Annotated in this window: 21 protein-coding genes; 2 read left to right on the top strand and 19 right to left on the bottom strand. The window is 52.0% G+C overall.

The window, feature by feature from the left end; all coding sequences use genetic code 11:
- Positions 1–396: 396 nt before the first annotated feature.
- The 9 genes from L5656_RS06760 to L5656_RS06720 all read right to left on the bottom strand — a co-directional run bounded on the left by L5656_RS06760 (position 397) and on the right by L5656_RS06720 (position 6990).
- On the bottom strand, positions 397–1098 hold the full coding sequence (locus L5656_RS06760; protein ID WP_297200904.1) for an EAL domain-containing protein: 702 nt from the start codon (positions 1096–1098) through the stop codon (positions 397–399).
- A complete protein-coding gene (locus tag L5656_RS06755) occupies positions 989–1315 on the bottom strand; it encodes a hypothetical protein (RefSeq protein WP_297200902.1) in 327 nt (108 codons plus the stop codon). The genes L5656_RS06760 and L5656_RS06755 overlap by 110 nt, the downstream gene beginning before the upstream one ends.
- Before the next feature lie 49 nt (positions 1316–1364).
- Positions 1365–1637 (bottom strand): hypothetical protein, encoded by a 273-nt coding sequence (locus L5656_RS06750; RefSeq protein WP_297200900.1) that lies wholly within the window; start codon positions 1635–1637, stop codon positions 1365–1367.
- Positions 1638–1825: 188 nt separating this feature from the next.
- The gene (locus L5656_RS06745) at positions 1826–2830 is read right to left on the bottom strand and encodes a ParM/StbA family protein (RefSeq protein ID WP_297200897.1); all 1005 of its coding nucleotides are present in this window, start codon (positions 2828–2830) and stop codon (positions 1826–1828) included.
- Positions 2831–2848: 18 nt separating this feature from the next.
- The gene (locus tag L5656_RS06740; RefSeq protein WP_297200894.1) at positions 2849–3640 is read right to left on the bottom strand and encodes a type II secretion system F family protein; all 792 of its coding nucleotides are present in this window, start codon (positions 3638–3640) and stop codon (positions 2849–2851) included.
- A complete protein-coding gene (locus L5656_RS06735; protein WP_297200890.1) occupies positions 3637–4506 on the bottom strand; it encodes a type II secretion system F family protein in 870 nt (289 codons plus the stop codon). Before L5656_RS06735 ends, L5656_RS06740 begins: the two co-directional genes overlap by 4 nt.
- Entirely contained in the window at positions 4499–5758 is a 1260-nt protein-coding gene (locus L5656_RS06730; RefSeq protein ID WP_297200888.1) for a CpaF family protein, read from the bottom strand. The genes L5656_RS06735 and L5656_RS06730 overlap by 8 nt, the downstream gene beginning before the upstream one ends.
- Before the next feature lie 10 nt (positions 5759–5768).
- A complete protein-coding gene (locus tag L5656_RS06725; RefSeq protein WP_297200885.1) occupies positions 5769–6437 on the bottom strand; it encodes an SAF domain-containing protein in 669 nt (222 codons plus the stop codon).
- The gene (locus L5656_RS06720; RefSeq protein ID WP_297200883.1) at positions 6418–6990 is read right to left on the bottom strand and encodes a prepilin peptidase; all 573 of its coding nucleotides are present in this window, start codon (positions 6988–6990) and stop codon (positions 6418–6420) included. Before L5656_RS06720 ends, L5656_RS06725 begins: the two co-directional genes overlap by 20 nt.
- Before the next feature lie 197 nt (positions 6991–7187).
- On the opposite strand from L5656_RS06720, the gene L5656_RS06715 reads away from it, so the two are divergent.
- A complete protein-coding gene (locus tag L5656_RS06715; protein ID WP_297200881.1) occupies positions 7188–7676 on the top strand; it encodes a DUF2321 domain-containing protein in 489 nt (162 codons plus the stop codon).
- Between the two features lie 50 nt (positions 7677–7726).
- On the opposite strand, the gene L5656_RS06710 is transcribed toward L5656_RS06715, so the two are convergent.
- From L5656_RS06710 to L5656_RS06685, 6 genes are all read right to left on the bottom strand, one after another.
- A complete protein-coding gene (locus L5656_RS06710) occupies positions 7727–7912 on the bottom strand; it encodes a hypothetical protein (RefSeq protein ID WP_297200878.1) in 186 nt (61 codons plus the stop codon).
- Between the two features lie 504 nt (positions 7913–8416).
- A complete protein-coding gene (locus L5656_RS06705; RefSeq protein WP_297200876.1) occupies positions 8417–9370 on the bottom strand; it encodes a PKD domain-containing protein in 954 nt (317 codons plus the stop codon).
- The gene (locus L5656_RS06700; RefSeq protein ID WP_297200874.1) at positions 9297–12461 is read right to left on the bottom strand and encodes a PKD domain-containing protein; all 3165 of its coding nucleotides are present in this window, start codon (positions 12459–12461) and stop codon (positions 9297–9299) included. Before L5656_RS06700 ends, L5656_RS06705 begins: the two co-directional genes overlap by 74 nt.
- Positions 12433–12951, bottom strand: coding sequence for a hypothetical protein (locus L5656_RS06695; protein ID WP_297200872.1), 519 nt, complete (start codon positions 12949–12951; stop codon positions 12433–12435). The genes L5656_RS06700 and L5656_RS06695 overlap by 29 nt, the downstream gene beginning before the upstream one ends.
- Before the next feature lie 104 nt (positions 12952–13055).
- Positions 13056–13955: a copper amine oxidase N-terminal domain-containing protein gene (locus tag L5656_RS06690; protein WP_297200869.1), complete on the bottom strand. Its 900-nt coding sequence runs from the start codon at positions 13953–13955 to the stop codon at positions 13056–13058.
- A gap of 109 nt (positions 13956–14064) precedes the next feature.
- On the bottom strand, positions 14065–14637 hold the full coding sequence (locus L5656_RS06685; protein WP_297200866.1) for a hypothetical protein: 573 nt from the start codon (positions 14635–14637) through the stop codon (positions 14065–14067).
- Positions 14638–14838: 201 nt separating this feature from the next.
- Between L5656_RS06685 and L5656_RS06680 the strand changes: the two genes are divergently transcribed.
- On the top strand, positions 14839–15876 hold the full coding sequence (locus L5656_RS06680) for a beta family protein (RefSeq protein ID WP_297200863.1): 1038 nt from the start codon (positions 14839–14841) through the stop codon (positions 15874–15876).
- Here the strand turns inward: L5656_RS06680 and L5656_RS06675 are convergent.
- From L5656_RS06675 to L5656_RS06660, 4 genes are all read right to left on the bottom strand, one after another.
- Positions 15833–16474: a sce7726 family protein gene (locus L5656_RS06675; protein ID WP_297200860.1), complete on the bottom strand. Its 642-nt coding sequence runs from the start codon at positions 16472–16474 to the stop codon at positions 15833–15835. The genes L5656_RS06680 and L5656_RS06675 overlap by 44 nt on opposite strands.
- Before the next feature lie 90 nt (positions 16475–16564).
- Entirely contained in the window at positions 16565–17038 is a 474-nt protein-coding gene (locus L5656_RS06670; protein ID WP_297200857.1) for a TadE/TadG family type IV pilus assembly protein, read from the bottom strand.
- A gap of 61 nt (positions 17039–17099) precedes the next feature.
- Positions 17100–17267 carry a Flp family type IVb pilin gene (locus tag L5656_RS06665; RefSeq protein ID WP_297200854.1) on the bottom strand — a complete coding sequence of 56 codons (168 nt, stop codon included), beginning with the start codon at positions 17265–17267 and terminating at the stop codon, positions 17100–17102.
- Positions 17268–17280: 13 nt separating this feature from the next.
- Positions 17281–17481, bottom strand: a complete 201-nt coding sequence (locus L5656_RS06660) for a hypothetical protein (protein ID WP_297200851.1) — start codon at positions 17479–17481, stop codon at positions 17281–17283.
- Between the last annotated feature and the right edge of the window lie 197 nt (positions 17482–17678).

Below are 17678 nucleotides of genomic sequence, written 5' to 3'. Positions count from 1 at the left end.
ATCCTGTAACCCTTTTGGATGTTCCCCTTAAGCATCACGACCGCCTCCTTCTTTATTTCGGCCTTCGGCCTTTGGCCTTCCGGCCTTGAGAGGAAAACACAGCCGCCCGGCCAGGCGGCAAGGGCGGCCCGAAAGGGCCGGGCCGAGGAATAGCGGACCGGGCGTTAGCCCGGGAGCATATGCCGCAGGCCCTTGCCCTTGCCGACCAAGGCCCAGGGCGGCAGTAAAATAGAGAGGCAGCCGGAAGGCCAGGAGGCTTAAAGTAATTATGATTATAAAAGCAGCAGGAGGGCGGAAGCCTTCCTGCTGCTTACCGCTGCATTAAAAGGCCGCCGCAACGCCTGCCTGTAAAGGCCAAAGCGTGGCGGCGGGCTGGCTTGTTCACCAAGCACCTTTTCAGCGCACCACAGTCCGGTACGATACCCAGCAAGGCTGCGGTTTCCCAAGAAGATAGCCCTGCCCGTACTTTATCCCCAAACCCCGCAGCACTTCTAGTTCCTCCACCCGTTCAATCCCTTCGGCCACGGTTTCCGCGCCCACATAGCGGCATATCTCGAGAATTTGCTCGAGAAAAAGTCTTTTGCTCCCCTGTATATCACAGTAGCTGACCAGGGAGCGATTAATCTTGATTAGATCAGGCTGGAAGTACAGGGAGGCCCGGATCTGGGTAACCTCGCCCCCCACATCATCGATAGCCAATGCCGTTCCCTTCTCGCGCCATTTCTCCAGTATGGGCAGCAACTGTCTAAGGTCGTAGGTGCCATACTCCGTTAACTCCAGGACCAGGCGCGGGCCAGCAAAAGATACATCCACTCCCGCCAGTCCCTCACCCGTAACATTGAGGCAAAGCTTGCCGTCCGGCGGCAGCCCTTTGGCCAGGATTAACTTAAAGCAACTTGCATCCAGTTCCCCTAGTAACCCTACTGCATATGCAGCACGGAAAAGCCTGCCCGGGTTGGAGAGCACGCCTTTCCCCCTGACCAGGGCCTCATACCCCCACAGCCGCCCGGACAGAAGATCTATTATCGGCTGGTAATAGACTTGTATCCTCGTAGGGTTTCTTATAATCGCCTCTATATCCTTCCTCTTCAAGCGCATCAAAACCCCTTTCCCGGCGTTTCCTGGTCCACGGGCTGTAAGCTTTTCGCCTTGCCTCGTACCATTCTAAAAGTGCTTCGATCTGGGCCTGGCTAACATGGTAAGCAATAACAGGGGGCTGTCCCCGGTAATAGATTATCCTTATCTCGCCCTCTGGAATTAACGGCGGGAGCTTGCACTTAACACGTATCGGTACAAAAGGGTTTTTCTCCCCCACCTCCACACCACCACCTTTCATAGCTTTGCGGGTGCGCAACATCCTGCTTCTAAATGTTCAAAAATTTATCCAGGGTTTCAAAAAGCCTATTGTCAGTCTCATCTTTCTCCTTAATGCTTCCTGCTGCGCCGCAAGCGATGAGCTGCTTGATCTCTTCTAAGTTCGCCCGCACTTCTTCCCATGCGTCATGGTACCTCCGGTAAAAGTCAAGGGCCTTCTGCACGTCCAGGGACCTCATTTTAGGGTCTATCTCCCAGATCCAGTGCTCGCGCGGCAAGCGCACCTGTAATTGCGGATTCCCCTTCCGTTTATGGCTGGCCACCCAGTATCACTCCATTTTAAAGGGGTGTGTTCACCCTGAAGCCTTTGTTTCTCAAAGCATAAGGGACCCAAAAACAAACCAGGTGAACACACCCGCCAGTGGCCCGGGAAGGGTGTGTTCACCCGGCCTTTAAAAATATTGCTCCACCCTTGATGCTCAAAGCGTCCCGGGTGTGTTCACCCGCACTTCTACATAGACCCGGCGGTTTTACTCCCGGCGCCCAGCTGCTTTAAGGCCATGCGGTAAAAGCCCAGGGCATTAGCGTATTGCGGTTCGGGTACCAGGACAATATCCCTGCGCAGGGACTGCCTAAGCACAGGCAAAAATTCCAGGCCGCCACCACCGGCTAGATAGATTACATCAACATAGCTAAGTTTCTGGGCCCAGGCAGCAGTTATGCCCTCAACTATCGCCTGCGCCACCACAACGCGGCTCTCCTCCTGGAGTGGTTCCAGATCTAGTTTTTCTCCCTCAAAGGTCAGGCGGGACTTACCCCAGAGCTCCTGGGTCTCCACCAGGCTCAAAGGCCTCCCGATTAACCGCAGGAAGCGCTCGCTAAAGGCCTTCATGGCCGAGCTTACCCCTATCTCCATAGAGCCGAAGTAGTTTGGCAGGGGCTCTACCCTATCTTTCCTTACATCTACCAGCAGGTAGTCCGTGGTATAAAAGCCTATGTCGAGCAACCCCACCAGCCCTTCCTGCGGTAGCCTTTCCACACTGAACAGAGCGCCAACCCCCTGCGGGAATACCGTAACATGGCTGAAGTTAATATACTTTTCCGGCCCATTGTCAACGCTCACATAAGCAGCCGTTCCCTGGAGGGACCGCCGGGCTTCATCCCGCTGGTGGCGGAAGTAGGCAATCGGCAACCCATAAGCCAGGGTCACCTGGCCCTCGGCACCTGCCAGGTAGGCCGCAGTCAGCATGAGAAGGACAGAAATGTCCCTTGAAAGCTTGTCCCGCGCCAGGGTCAGCTGGGCGGCAAGCCCGCACCTCACCGCCAGCTCGCCAACAAAATACTGGCGCTTAACCATAGAACCCTGGGGCCTTACCGTAACGCAGTGTCCCCAGGAAACCCGGCCTAACCCCAGATCAGTTTCACTGGCAGGCGAGACCACCGAGGGGAAAACGGCCTTCTTTTCCCCTGCTACGGCTTTGGTATAGCCGTAACCCTGGTCAATGGCAACGAGCATATTTTTCTCCCTCCCGAATTAATAAACCCGGAGTCTATCGATTATGCTGGCGTACATAGGGAAAACAAAAAGCAGTAAAAGGGATAAAGACATGACCGCCGGTATCACGGCCATCAAAATAGGCTGTACCTTGATCTTCCGCCTTATCTCGTTTACCCTCTCTTCATAGGCGTGCCGGGCGAAGGTGTCCAGCACCTCCTCCACGTTGGCTCCCGTCTGGATGGCCATCATGACCACGCCTATTAGACTTGCCAGCGGGCCGTACCCGGCCCTTTTGGCCAGGTTGTCCAGGGCTTCGGGCAAGGGGAAGACCTCGAGCTCCGCAGCCAGGATATCGAGCTGCCTCTTAAGTTCACCCCTTACAGCCCCCCTCACCACCCGCATGGCCTGGTAAAGATCGCTCGCCCGGGCAAACACTTTAAGAAGAGTCACCATCAGGGGAAATTCCCGGCGCAAACTTTGAAGCCGCTGCTTCTCTTTTCTCTCCAGGTACTTTTCCGGGAATATATAGAGCAAGGCCCCAGCACCCAGGAACAATACGGCCAGGGGTAGGCTTGCGGGCCAGGCCATAACGCCTGCCAGGACCGCAGCGGCACTGGCTATGGCCCGGAAACCCAAGATAACCTCCGGGTCCACCTCCTGTTCCCGGCCCAAGCGCCATAGATAAAGCCTGTACCTCTCCCTGGTGGCGGCAGAAGAAAACCTCCTGCCTGCGCGCCTGACCAGGTCAGGAGGTGCTTTCCAGGCTACAATTAACAGGAAAACCGCGGCCGCTACCAAGATGCATACCGGTAACACCGTGGAAATCATAACTCCTCCACCACCCCCGCATAGCGGCTGAAGTACCAGGCCCCGAACTCCACCAGGATAATAAAGCATATTACTGCCTTGCCGAAGAAAGTGCCGGTGATAATGTGCCGGGCCTCGCTGGAGAAATAAAGGAGCAAGGCGGCGGTCAAAGGCAGGAAGAGCAAGAAAAGATTAACCGTAAGCTTTTGCCCGCGCACCTCGCTTCTCAATTCCTCGCGCAATATTATCCGGTCCCGGATCACCCGGGCGATCTCCGCCACCACCTCGGCCGTATCCGTCCCGTACTTTTCGGATAAGACGACGGCTTTCACGAATATGTCTATATCCCGGTTGTCAGCTCTCTCCGCAAAAGACTGCAGTGCCTCCGCCAGAGAAGCTCCCGTCTTGTATTCCACCAGGGTCTTCACCAGCTCGTCCCGCATAGGCGAGGCCGTACAGCCTGCCGCCCCCTCGATAGCCCGGACCAGGTCGCCGGTGGTGTCGTACAGGGAAGCTATCATCTGGAGGGCCGCCTGCGCCTGCTCATCTATCCGGGCCTTGTACTGGCGGTAATCCACTTCTAACTTTTTAAAGCTAAAAATGACCGCAAAAACCGCTAAAAGGACGCTAGCGGCCAGGTTGTCAAGCAAGAGCCCGACCATAACCCCGGCTATAAAGAGGACTGCTGTGAAGAGAATAAACCCCTGTCTCGAGCGCCCCATCCGGTCAAGGAGGTACCAGGTCGAGCCCCGGCGCGGGAGTGAAGAAAAAAGCTGCTGCCGCCTGTAAGCTTCCAGCAGGCTCACAACCCTCCCCCGCCCCAAGTAGAAGCAGGTGCTGGCCACAAAAAGGAAGACCAGGAAAGAAATAAGCTTTACATCAGTCACATCCCCCACCCCCGAAGGGCCGGATAGGAGGTAGGCACCCGGCCAGGTTCTTCTTGAGCTTCTCTTTCAGCTCCTCCGTTACCTCGCCCACGCACTCGTGGATCCCCTGGCTGTAGCGATAGCGGTAAATATCCCTGAAGGCTGGCTTGCCCTCCCCTGGAATCACCTGGCTTATGCTCACCACTTTGCGGGAGCCGTCCCGCAAGCGCTCCACCAAAATAAGGAGGTCGATGACCTCCATAATCATCTCCTCCAGTTCTGAGGCCGTCACCCCACCAGCCCTCAAGGCCGCCCGCACTATGCGCTGTATAGCCGCCCGCTTGTTGTAGTTGGTGTGCACAGAAGTTATGGAACCATCATGGCCGGTACCCATAGCCTGCAAAAGCTCAAAGGCTTCCTTGCCCCTGATCTCGCCCAAGATAATCCTATCGGGCCGCATCCTCAAGGCGTTAATCATTAACTCATAAATCCCCGCCTTATCCGAAGCCTCTAAAGGCACCACGTGTTCCCGCTCCAGCCCCAGCTCCAGGGTATCCTCGATAGTAACAACCCTTTCCCCGTGCGGGATAAAGCCACAGAGCCACCGGATCAGGGTAGTCTTGCCTGACCCGGTGGCCCCGGCCACCACGATATTGGCCTTCCCTTCTACAGCAGCCTGCAAAAAAGTAACCATCTCCGGAGATAAAAACCCCATATCCAGGAGTTCTGCGGTGGAGAAGGAGCGCTTTACAAAACGCCGGATGGTAACGCACGGGTAAGGAGCCGCAGGCGGTACCACGGCGTTCACCCGGGAACCGTCGGGGAGCCTGGCATCCACTAATGGCGAGGAGAAGTTAATCCTACGCCCGCACCTCTGTACCAGGCGGTACAGGAGGTTCATCACTTCCTCGTTATCCCGGTAACTTAAAGCCGTCCTCTCAATGCGGCCCTCTCTTTCTATGAAGATATCATGCGGGCCATTGATCATTATCTCGCTCACCAGCGGATCCTTTAGGAGCTGGTCCACAGGGCCAAGGCCTGCGATCCAGCTCACCACATAATCCTCGACTTCCTTATCCTCCCGGCCCAGCACCTTCCTGGCCTCTTCCCTCACCAGCTCCACCATATTGCCGTTGGCCGAAAGCAGGGATTCCCCGTACTTTTCCACCAGGACTCTCCTGGTCACCTCCAAGACCTTATCCCACTCCTGTTTCTGGATATTCAACTCTCTCACCGTCCTTTCGCAGATAAATACCCTACTCCCGGCAGGCACCCACCCGCCTTCACCGGGCAGCAACCTTCTCCGGGCTTTGAGGCAAGAGATACACTAGTTTAGCAGAGACGGTAGCCATAAGGATTTTCTTGGCTTCCTCTCTATTTAAGAGAAGGGTGATCTCTGAAGTGGGCCTGGCCTCCGCCTCCCGGGCGCTCTGGAGCTCGCCCAGGATGGGCAAGGGCTTGCTATTGTGGACTACCCTTGCATGAGTAGCTACTTCCTCTACCTTGTCTGGATACACGGCCAGGGCGGAAACGAAATCACCATCGCGCAATATGTCCGGCCAGTTTACCTGGCTGGATTTAAGCGTTATAAGGGTCTCGTCCGGCTTCATGGTGCCGTAGGCCTCAACGGCCTGGCTGGGATCACGTACCAGCTTCTCCGGGAAAAGCACCTCACCTTCAACCAAAGGCATCTTGGTATAAGCCCCTATAGCCTGGCCTAGCTGTGTCAAAGCCCGGGGATGAAGATCCCTCTTGGAAATGGTAATCACCTTAACATCCCCGGGCCCTATCTTTTTTAGCGGCTCCACGTTCCTTGCGGCCACTACCACCTGGGCTGGCTGGTACACACTAGCAAAAGCGGTATAAACCCCGGCGGCGGCAAGAATGCCCGTCAAGAGGGCAATCAGTAGTAAGCATCCTCCTGGTATCTTTTTAAAAGAAAATTTGAGCATGATTACCTACCTCCACAAATATAATCAGCAGTGTGGCGGCCACGGCCAGGCAGGTGCCAAAAGGTACAGCCTCCCGGGGTGCGGGAGCATTAACGTCTCCAGGGAGCCTGGGCCAGCTCCAGCCGGGCTTCGTACCGTACACCAGCCTTAAATACAAGGCGCCCAGGAACGCCTGCAAGCGCTCCCGGAGGATTCCCATCCGGGCATACTTGCACAACCCCCATACTATCCCCATTATTGCCGCGGCCAAGACTATCACCGCTGCTTTCCCAACGCCCAGCCAGCAGCCTATGGCAATCATCAGCTTAACATCCCCGCCTCCTATTCCACCTAGCTGGTAAAGGAGGCACCCAAAGAAGAAAAAGGCAAAACCCCCGAGGAAGGCTTCTTGCAAACCTTTCAGCCCGCCATAAATCGTCTGATAAACCATGCCCGCTAGCATGAGAGGGAGAGTAATCGCATTGGGGACGATATTCCGGCGCCAGTCACAAAAACCGGCTATGCTAATGGGTACTATAAAGCCCAGGAAATAAAAAAGCCCCAACGGGTCCATGGCCATGCACCTCCTTCTATAAATAAAAAACCCGAGCCAGGAGAATATGGCCCGGGCTATTTCATTCCTGCATTAAGGCGGTCCTTCAACAAATTATGTTGTTTTTTTCCTCTACCTTTGTCGGTATATGTCGGAAAAAAGAAAAAGGAAATTATCCCCTTTTATCGAATTATAGTGGGTAAAAGGGGGTAATGTATATGAATAATTGGTATGATACAGCTCAAATATGTTTAAATGGCCATGTTATTAATTCAATGGCTCAAAGTAGCCCAGAGAACAACCAAAAATTTTGCGATCAATGTGGCGCAGAAACTATTACTAATTGTAAAAGCTGTAATGCACCAATCAGAGGATATTATCATGTTGAGGGAGCAATTGTATTACAGGATTATACTGCTCCTAGTTTTTGTTATAACTGCGGAAAACCTTATCCTTGGATAGAAAAAAAATTAATGGCTGCGAAAGAACTTGCTGATGAAATTGATAGTCTAAGCGAAGAAGAAAAGGAGATTCTTAAGAAGAGTATTGACGAACTTGTAGAAGGTGGTCCTAAAATAGAAGTAGCTTCTGTTAGATTTAAAAAAATAGTTGGAAGAGCAGGTTCACAATTCGCTCAAGCGTTTAAAGAAATACTAATTGATGTTCTAAGTGAAGCTGCAAAGAAAGCCATCTGGCCTAATCCTTAAAATAGTATCATTCAGTTTCGTCTGTTGTTTGCAGAGTATAATTTTAAAACTTATAATGTTATTATCTGGTAGGCCATCCCATCTTTTACTACTATAAAAGAAAGCCGCTCGTAGGGAGCGGCTAAAGTATTAATCATTTGTCGTACAATTATTTTTTTCTTTTTCTCTTTTTGGCCAATCTGGCCCCCACCCAGAACGGCCACAGGTTGTGCATACCCAATCGCCAGTTTGCGCACCTAAATCATATTCTTCTTCCAAGTGAGGATGGTCACAAGGTTTATCTCCCCAAGCCTTCCTTAATTCCAATGCTTTGCGGAGTTGCATAACTATTCCTCCCAAATTATAGTATCATAAAGATAATATCATTCCCAGAACTATTTTGAAATACCATAAAAAGAATCAATACGCAAGGAGGTAACCGCTGCCCAGCAAAATAATATAGACCATAATGGATAAGTCTTGGTATCCCTGGAACTAGACCCACTAAGAATTTCCAACAGAGCAGATCTAAATTTTGGTGTAGGAGAAAATCATAGTCATAATTGCCATGACCTTGATTTTTAGACAGGCTTATTTAACTTATTAAGGCAAAAAGCACGCTCATACATATAAGGTTTAGTCATATACTGGATAATTTTTCCCGTAAAATCATGATAGGGTACGGGGCTAAGCTAAAGTTTCTACCCATGCCGAGCGAACCATAAAAGCCCGGGTTAGGAGATCCTAACCCGGGGTAAAACTTACCAGCTTTCCGTCTGTATTATCAGCCTCTTCAAGATGTGCCCCCGCACCTCGAAATTGTAATACGCCTCCTTTGCGACCCCATTCCGGTAGCCGATAACCTTAACCGTATACCAGCCGTCGTCCGGCCAGCGGCCCTCCTGCACCCGGTTGGGGATGAGGTACGTGTATTCCCACATGCCGCGGGAAGGGTTATAGGTCATCCATGCTTCAAAGGGCTGCCAGCCGGAAGGTAAATTGCCGGTGGGTATGATCACCTTCATGGCGTCGATGGCCACCGGTTGCCCGTCACTGGGCCTGTAGGCGCTGGCCCGGACAATCATGTTCCGGCCGCGCTCCGCGGGCTGGGGTATCACACCTTCCACCCGGACCGCAAAACCTGGCTCTACCTTTACCGTCGCCGTCAGCGTGGCCATGGCATCATGGCTGTCGATTACCGTTAGCTCAAAGGTCCACGTGCCCACCTGGTTATCCTCCGGTACCACCCCTAGCCGCAAGAAGCCCGCCTCACCCCGGTACTGGCCGATAGGACCTATCCAGTCCTCGCCGGGCGGCCTGTACCGCCAGAGGCAGGCCTTGATATAGTCTCCCGGGTCGGGGTCGTAAGAGCCGGTTCCCAGGGCGGTAAGAGTCTCACCCGTGTACCCGGGATTGGGATTAAAGCTTATGGCAGCCACCGGCGGCCGGTTGGGCCAGCGGTCCTCCACGGTCACGTAGCCCGTATACGGTTCGGACCACAGCCCATGCTGGTCCATCACCCGCAAGGTGACAGAGTAAGCACCGGGGTTAGCCCAGGAAATCCCCGTCACATTCTGGGAGGTACGCGTCCCTATACCCTGTATCGTCCACTCCCAGGCTGTGATGGCGTCCCCGTCCGGGTCATAGCTGGCGTCCAGCAGCTTTACCTCTTCCGTCCTGCCCGCCGGGTTGGGCCAGGCCTGGAAGTAGGCCATGGGGCTTCCGGTTCTGCACGGTTACAGTCCCATAAGCCCAGTCGCTCCAGGCACCCAGGAACTCCTGGACCCTGAGCCGCACCTCCACGCTGCCAGGCTGAGTGAAATAGGCAGGGGGCTCCGAAGAAGTTATCCACTCCCCGCCGTCTGACCGGTACTGCCACTGCCAGGACCGGATACCCTTTTTGCCCTCAGGGTCTGTAAACTGCAGATCGGGGTCGTAGGAAAGATCCTGGTACACTACCTGCTGGCCGGGTAAAGGGTTAGGCGGCGTAACAGTAAATCCCGCCACAGGCCTCCTGTGAACATGCACTTTCATCTCCGCCCACTGGGACCACTTGCGTCCGGCATCGGGGTCGTTCCAGTAAGGCGAGTTCGGCGGCTGGTCCTGAACCCGGTATTTTACCGTGTAGGTGCCGGGCTTGGAAAAGGAAGTAACCGCCTGAGTGAACGTCTTCTGGTGCACATCGGTGTTGAGACCCCAGGAGTTGCTGAGGTGGTAACCCATAATGTGGTTGGGATCGTGCTCGTAGTACCAGGCCCGGCTTACTATGGCATCTGCTTCCCGGTCATTCTCAAAAGACGTGGTAACAAAGCGCTGATTAACCAGGACCACGTTGGCCAGCATGTCTTTCTGCCCAATGTAATCAATAATGTAGTTGGCTATCTCGTTGAGGTCAGAAGCCGCATCGCTGATGGTAAATACAATATCTCTTCCAATTTCGTTGACAATCTGGGTGCACTGGTCGTAATTCCCACTCCCGGCTTCAGCTATCAGCCCGGCATTATTGCTCTTCATATAGCTCACAAACTGCGCCCTCTGGGCATAGTCCTGGAATGCAGCATTGTTTATGAGGACCAAGAAACGGGTGACACCTGTACGCCAGGGTGTTCCCAGGGCAATCTCCTGCAACTTGCCCAGCGTTGGAGGATAGTTGAGAGTATAGGTTAGCTCCCAAGTGCCGGAATGGCTGCCGTAAATTTGCACAGTGTCCGCATCAACTTGGGTTAAGGTACGGTAAGGAGCCCTCCCATCGGTGTTGGTCTTGACCAGTTCCACTTTTCCGTCATAAAAGTCCCATACTTGAGAAGAAGTATAACTGGAATTCGTCCAGGCAACGTAATATCTAATGTGAATTACCCCGTTGGCGTCCACCCAGATAGTCCGGTAAGAATTATCATGGCTACAGGAGAAATTCGTTACTATCTGGCCGTTGTTATCCACAGTGACGCCGTAGCTGTAACCATGACCGCTGGCATGGAGGTCAATATCGTTGCCCCCATAAGAGACCGTCCTCAAGGCCGTAACGTAGTTCCCGCTCTGGTCTCGCCGCTCCACGTGAAAGCCGCCGCCGTTGCGCTGGACGTACACCTTATAAAGGGGAGATGCCGGGTCGCCAATAAGGTAGATATAATAATCGGCCTGATCTACCCGGGTGACGCCACCCGTGCTCATGGCGTCGTTCTGGTAGGCTTTAGCGTCGATGCCGTATTCGGCCAGCTTCCCCAAAAAGCCGGGTAGATTGGCATTGAAAGCGTTGAGGTAGTGCCTTTTGTTATCAATCTGCCCCAGTACGAAGAGGATGTCCGCTTTGGGTTCAGGGCGGTTGGTGCCGATACCCACGTAAGGCGGCAGGTTTTGAACATTTATTACGCATTCGTTACTAGGTTTAGAGTTCGTATTGGCCTGTAGGCCGGGGTTCCACTTCCCCCAGCCGTACCACTCTTCCTGGACCGTAAGGGTTAGCTTATAGCGCCCTGTCTGGTAAAAGACCAGCTTAGGATGGGGATCGTTGTTAGAGTTCTGAAGGATGCGAGCACTTTTATTGGTATCGGCAGCTGTAATAACTTCATCTGCGCTATCCCCAAAGACTCCGTTGTTGTTCTTATCGTAAATAAGAACCCAAGTTCTTCTGGAGATGCGGTCTTCAAAAGCGTCCGGCATAGGTAGCTGCGACTGGTCATAGACAGTGAGGCTGAAATTATCTACTGTATTTCGTACCGCACCGGTCGATATCCAGAAGTCTGCCACCGGGGGTTGATCCGGCAGCACCTCTACCGTCTCCTCGGCCCATTCCGACTTGTTGCCACCGGAGTCCGTCACCCGAAGCCTCACCTTCCACGTGCCCGGCGAGTTGAACATCTGGTTGGGCGGCGGGTCGTTCTTCGGGTACCGCTGCACCCCGGACCACTTCAAGGTACCATCGGGCCGGTAGATCTGCCACTCATTCTGGTCCAGCAGTACCGTCCTCCCACCACCAGCAATGCTGCCGTCACCGCTGATAATAACCTCCCGGCCTGCCAGGATGCGCTTCGGATTAACTGAAATGTTGGCCACCGGTGGAGCCGCAGCTACCACCACCGATTTGGTCTTGCTGTCGTTGTCCCCATCCTGGTCCGTTACCGTAAGGGTAATCTTATAGGTCCCGGCCACCGGCCAGCTCACACCTACCGTCCTGCCGGTTTTCTGCCCTATCCCCTGGATATCCCAAACCCAGGAGACGATCCTCTCACCATTATCCTCACCCGGGTGTTCTGAAGCATCACGCAGGGTCACGCTCTCGTTCTCCTGGGGGTTGGGGTTGGATACCGTAAAATCGGCTACCGGCTCCATATCAGGTGGCGGTGGCGGTGGAGGCGGAGGTGGTGGGGGTTCTACAGGCGGTGGAGGCGGGGGTGTAGGCGGTCCCGGAGGTAGCGGCCCCATGCCCGAAGCTGGCACCTCAATATATTTCTCCACCACCGTACGCCGCAATACCCCATCGCTCACCCTGAGTTCCAGCTTTACCTTCTCGCCAGGGTTTTTACTTACCGTGTACTGTACACTTCTCACAAACTGCTGCTTGTTTTCTTCCCCGCCGGCTATCCACTGGCCGTCGGCATAGAGGTTGTAGTAAATCTTATTCTTCCACTCAGGAACCCTGGAGGAGACGAAAGAAGTACCGCTTATATTAATCGTCACCGTCTGGCCCTGGGTAGCCTGGGTAGGGGCGCCTATAAAGGCAAAGGGCTTAGGTGTAGGGCGTATGGTCACCGTCTTACTAGTTTCATCCCAGGAAACATCATCCGTACCGCACATTATCGGCCACACCCCGGATGTGCACCCTGGTAGTGCTCCAGCCCTGGTTGGCGCCCCATCCTTCAATCCTGGCCTTAAAAAGCTGCCAGTTGGCCGAATCTTGGACGAAATCAGGGTTACCGCCCAGCTCGTTGGCCCAGGACCCAAGGAGATCAGTCTTGACCATGACCGCCCCCCGCTGGGTGGGCAATATATAATCTCCCTGGGGCTGGCCGAGGAGGTACTCGAAGTACATGCCTTCGCCTAGGGGTTTGCCAGAGGGGTCCTTAATGTTAGCTAAACCCTTGTACCAAAAATACTTGAACTCTGGATCAAACCCCAGGAACTGAGCTAAGTATAGTCCCGGGTCAAAGAACTGAACATAAGTCTCCTTATTGATTTTGAGGTCGCTCCTATCATCGGGCACTAGGGCCAGAGCCGGATGTGGCCTGGCAAGGGATACAATGATAACTGTAAATAGCAAAAGAAGTATCCAGCTACACGAGAAATATTTTATTTTCATAACAGCCCTCCTTTCAAGACAAGGGTTGGATATAGACCACTAACTAATCAAACAGCACCACAAAAAAGAAAAACCCCGGTATACCCGGGGTCAATAAAAGCTTACTATCTATGCGAAATAATAATATTTATCCAATCATACGTAGCACTCATCACATGAACGCGTATGTTATTAGAAGTATAAAAATCCTTACCTTCAAGACGATAAGGGATGGTTGTCTTTCCCTTATAATACTCTGCCACCTGTCTAGCAAAATCTTTCCCAAACTTACTGGCCAGGATTATCTCCACCTGCTTGTACCCTTCTTCGGTGCCCCCGTCGTTTAAGGGAGCTACACCGATCTCCATTTCAATCGTATCGGTAAAGCGGGGCACTATATTAACTCCCGCATGTGTCTTAAACAAATACTTCGGCATCACAGAATCCCTATAAGCCAGTCTCCCATCTGGGTCCGGTATCTTATATCCCCTATCAATCCACACCCAATCCTTAAACAGTTCCACCGCCTTGCCCACGTCGGGCCTGGGGTCACCTTTTGGCCAGAGATAAATTACCTGGTTCCCGTCATCCCAGCCCACTTCATAACCCAGGGCCTCCGCTACGTAGCGGGCGGGCAGGTAGACCCGGCCGTCTCTTAGTACCGGGATAACATCCATTTCCCGGGGTTGCTCGCCCACGTACATGACCGTACCGCCAACAGCCAGGGTGATAGTTGCTTTATCGGTGATCAGGGTGACGGTATTGGCTGAAGGGCTCCAGGATACTTTATCGTCCGGCACGCCCAGGGCCCTGGCCAGGTAGCGCACGGGTATAAACGCCCGGCCCTGCTCGATAAACGGTGCCGCATCGGTTTTCACGGGCATTACGTTGTCGATGATGTACTCTGCCTTGCCCACCATGAAGGCGGCGCATTTGGTCTCGGCGGCCTGGGCTGTAGTTGCCCCGGCAAAAATAAGAAAAAAGACGGCAAACCAAAAGGCTGGAATAGATAGCTTGCGCTGCATAGTAATACCCTCCTTCTACTTAAAACTACCGCGGATGAACGATTTGTTTATCATCCTTCCTACCATTTTAGCCAGCGTTTTCCATACAATCAATCTCTGAGGCTGTTGATCAGCTTTTGGGAATTATCCTCGGCGCTACCGTAGAATGGACATATATGCTCACCACCTCCCCATAATCCGGCCGCACCACCCTTATCCAGGGCCCTATTTTTACCGGGAAACTGATGACGGCCGTAACCGAAGGCCTCACAATTGTCTCCCTGAAATCGCCGTACTGGTAACTAAAAGGCACCTCGTTGACCACACGGAAATACTCTACCCTCACCGGACCGTCGACAATGGAACCAGGCTGGGGATTATTCCGGGCATCCAGCCGCAAATTTTCCCTCAAGCAAGAGTAAAACGCCTCTCCCGCTTCCTGGGACAAAATAACCACCCTGGGGTTTTCGGCATCGGAAAGGGCGGCCATATCCACCTGGGCAGCTGCGGCCTTAAGGGCAAGATTCAGGGCGTGCCTGGCATTGATCTTCACGGCGAAAAGGTAGCCTATATCCAAAACTAAAGCTGTAAGTGCCAGGGCTACCAGAGTAAAGAAGAGTGTAAATATGCCCGCCGAACCCCTACTATCTTTTATCGCCTGGTAAAGTCTATTCTTACCTCGTTCCTGTAAAGCGAACAACATCCTTCGACTCCTTTCGCGTTTCTCTGGAGTTATACTATTCTTGAGTTAGCAATGCTCTTGGGTTCCGGTGTATCCCGTCCATAACGAAAACATTAAGCTCGTTAAGCGTATATTTCCTAAAGTGGCCTAAAGCCCCGAAGAATGGTGGCTTTAGTGTATAGACATTTTGGCAAAATAATACAAGCAGGGGGGATACATTCTATGCCAAAACTTTATGTTCCCATTCTTAAGTGGAAAGAAGGAGAACGGGTGGCGTTGCGTTGGTTGTCAGAAGAGGTTAAAAATAATATATGTCCTGTAATAAATGTTATGAAGGATACCAAACCAGATAGTTTCGCCAGTGAGGTTATAAAAAACTGGGGCGAAGGACGGCAGTTTTACCTTGATTTTCATCCAACATTTCCAGACGACTTGAATGATTTTGTAGAAGCAGTATTAGCCGAACCTGAAAGCTCAAGGCTAGCTATAATACCTGTTATATCAGCAAGCAAACCACCAGAGTATTTTCAATTAATCCGTGAAAACGCCCACTTATTTACCAATGGAATTGCTTTAAGGGTAGGGATTCAGGACCTCGAGAACACACATGCTTTTGAGGAGGGGTTCTGTAAAGAGGCAGGGATAGATAAACAGTCTATCGATTTAATTGTGGATTTAGGTGGAATAGTACGATTACCTCAAGAGGTCATTAAATCGCTGGCTGCCTTTATATGCTTCGTGCTTACACAAGTAAGGGCCTCTGAATTTAGAAATGTAATAGTGGCGGGGGCATCTTTCCCCGAAAGCTTAAATGTCCCCCAAAACAAAGTGTCAATACTGCCAAGAAAAGAATGGATACTATGGAAAGAGGTTTATGACAAACATTCATATGCTATCTTCGGGGATTATGGGCCCGACGACCCCGAGGATGAGGAATACGAACACGGCATTACTATAATACCAACTATTAGATACACTTATGGAGATTCCTGGCATATTGTCCGAGGTGTTCGAGATCCCAGAAACCCCTATGACTATACACAATTTCACGGCTTATCACAAACACTAGTTAAAATGACCGACATCTTCTGTGGTAAAGATTTTAGTTGGGGCGATATGAAGATTTATGAATGTGCTAACCGGGTATGTACTGGCTCCAGCAATTGTAACCATGGAAATATGAGAAGCTGGGTACCCATTAATACCAACCATCACCTCACGTACGTAACACATCAGGTCTCCATGCTTGTCTCTTCTTAAGGCAATCTCTAACATGGGCTTTGAGTTCTTCCAGAGAAATATTTTCTGCCACATAGGCCCAAAGCTTAGAACGTGTTAGTTTCTTTATTTCTTTACCCACATTGTGGCGCATAAGCAAATCCAGGAGCTCATCTCGCCAGAGAAACTGGGCCAAAGAAAAGGCATCAACATTGGTATTGCTTTCAGGTTGACGCATATCTGTTATAGCAATCTCACCTGAATCCATCCGGGTTGCTACCTTAATTCCCCACCAAGGAGGTATTAAGGTAGCAACTTCCTCTAAATGACTGGCACCAGTAACGATAGTAATAGTATCAAATACCCGGTTATATATTTTAATTTGTCCTGGTAGTCTCTCCAGGGTGTCTCGGTCGCTCTTTATCTCATAGCCATGCAAAGCACCATTAACTAAAGCAATATCAATTCGAGCTTCACCTTGGCAAATCTTCAGCTCGTGTACGATCAACGTGCCTGGCTCTTTACCATATTTTTCTATAAGACTATTACAAATCTCTCGCCTGATTTCCCTGTCGCTAGTTACCATAACAGCCTTCTCCGTTCCGGCAAAATGCTGCTTGCCGTTTATATTATAACTCATTAATATGCCAAAGTACCCCCTCAAAGATTACAGTAAATTTGCCGTCATATTAAAATCAGGAAACTGCTAAGTGCAAGAAAGAGAATTCACTTATTCAAAAAACGCCTCGCTTGTGGCCACCGCCTTGGTCTTAAGGGTAAGCTGCTCCTCCCGGATAAGCCATTGCCCCAGGGTCCCCACCAGGAAAGTCTTAAACCTCACAGGATATACCACGCCTACGACTATTTCCTGGCCCCGCTGCACGTTCATACCGGCCGGTGTCCCCCAGATCACCATGGTATCACTGGAATAATAAGGGGCCCCGGCCAGGAAATCCACACCCAGATCTTTGCCGTTTACCGTCCACTGCTTAAGATAAGCTGCCGTCTCCTGCCTGATACTTTCCGAAAACCTCCCCTCAGAGGAAGCCCTCGCTGCCGCCGAGGCTGTAGCATAGTTCACCACCGCCCAGTCGTACATCACAAAGCCCATCTCGATAAGGAGGAAAAACAGCATTAAGAAAAGTGGCAGCACCAGGAGGGCTTCTATAAGGCTGTTCCCGCGCTGATCTCTAAGAAACCGCAAAACCACTAGCACCACCTCAAAAGATAAGGCCGCCAAGGTATCTCCCGGCGGCCTCCTAGAATCAGGGCGTGCCGATAGAATTTATCCGGGATGCCATCTCAGTGAATTTGGTACCTATGGCCGTAGCCAGGGTGACGAGAAAAGGCGAGATGGCCAGCACGAAAAGTATGATCCACAAAGCATTCTCAATGAAAGTGGAGCCGCGCTGGTCACGCAAGAGTTTTTTCATCAGCCTCACGCCTTTACTGCCCTATATTGGGAACTACTACCGAGGAAATAGCATTCTGGATAGCTTCTAATTTAGGCTTTACGCCCTGGCTGGCCAGGGCATAGCCTGCACCGGCTACGAGCAGTACCACGACTATAATCCACAACCCGTTCTCAATAAAAGCCGAACCTCGCTGGTCGCGTAAAAAGTTCACCAGCTTTTTTATAAAACCCATGTTACACCACCTACCTCCTTCCCTGGCACGCCCTAAAAAATAAAAAAGCGCAGGTAAGACCGCGCTTCGATGGCTCGCTCAGTGTGCAACTAGCTATGCTATGATAAAATAAGCTTGGAGCCAGTATCGGGCAGTATAAGAATGTTAGTCGCTACTTGGGTGCAATCGGCACCCCTATGGAATGCCCACCACCTAAA

The organism is Thermanaeromonas sp., assembly GCF_021890735.1.
Lineage (GTDB): Bacteria > Bacillota > DSM-521 > Neomoorellales > Neomoorellaceae > Thermanaeromonas.
The sequence above is the reverse complement of the archived record's forward strand: the minus strand, read 5'-3'. Positions and strand labels throughout refer to the sequence as shown.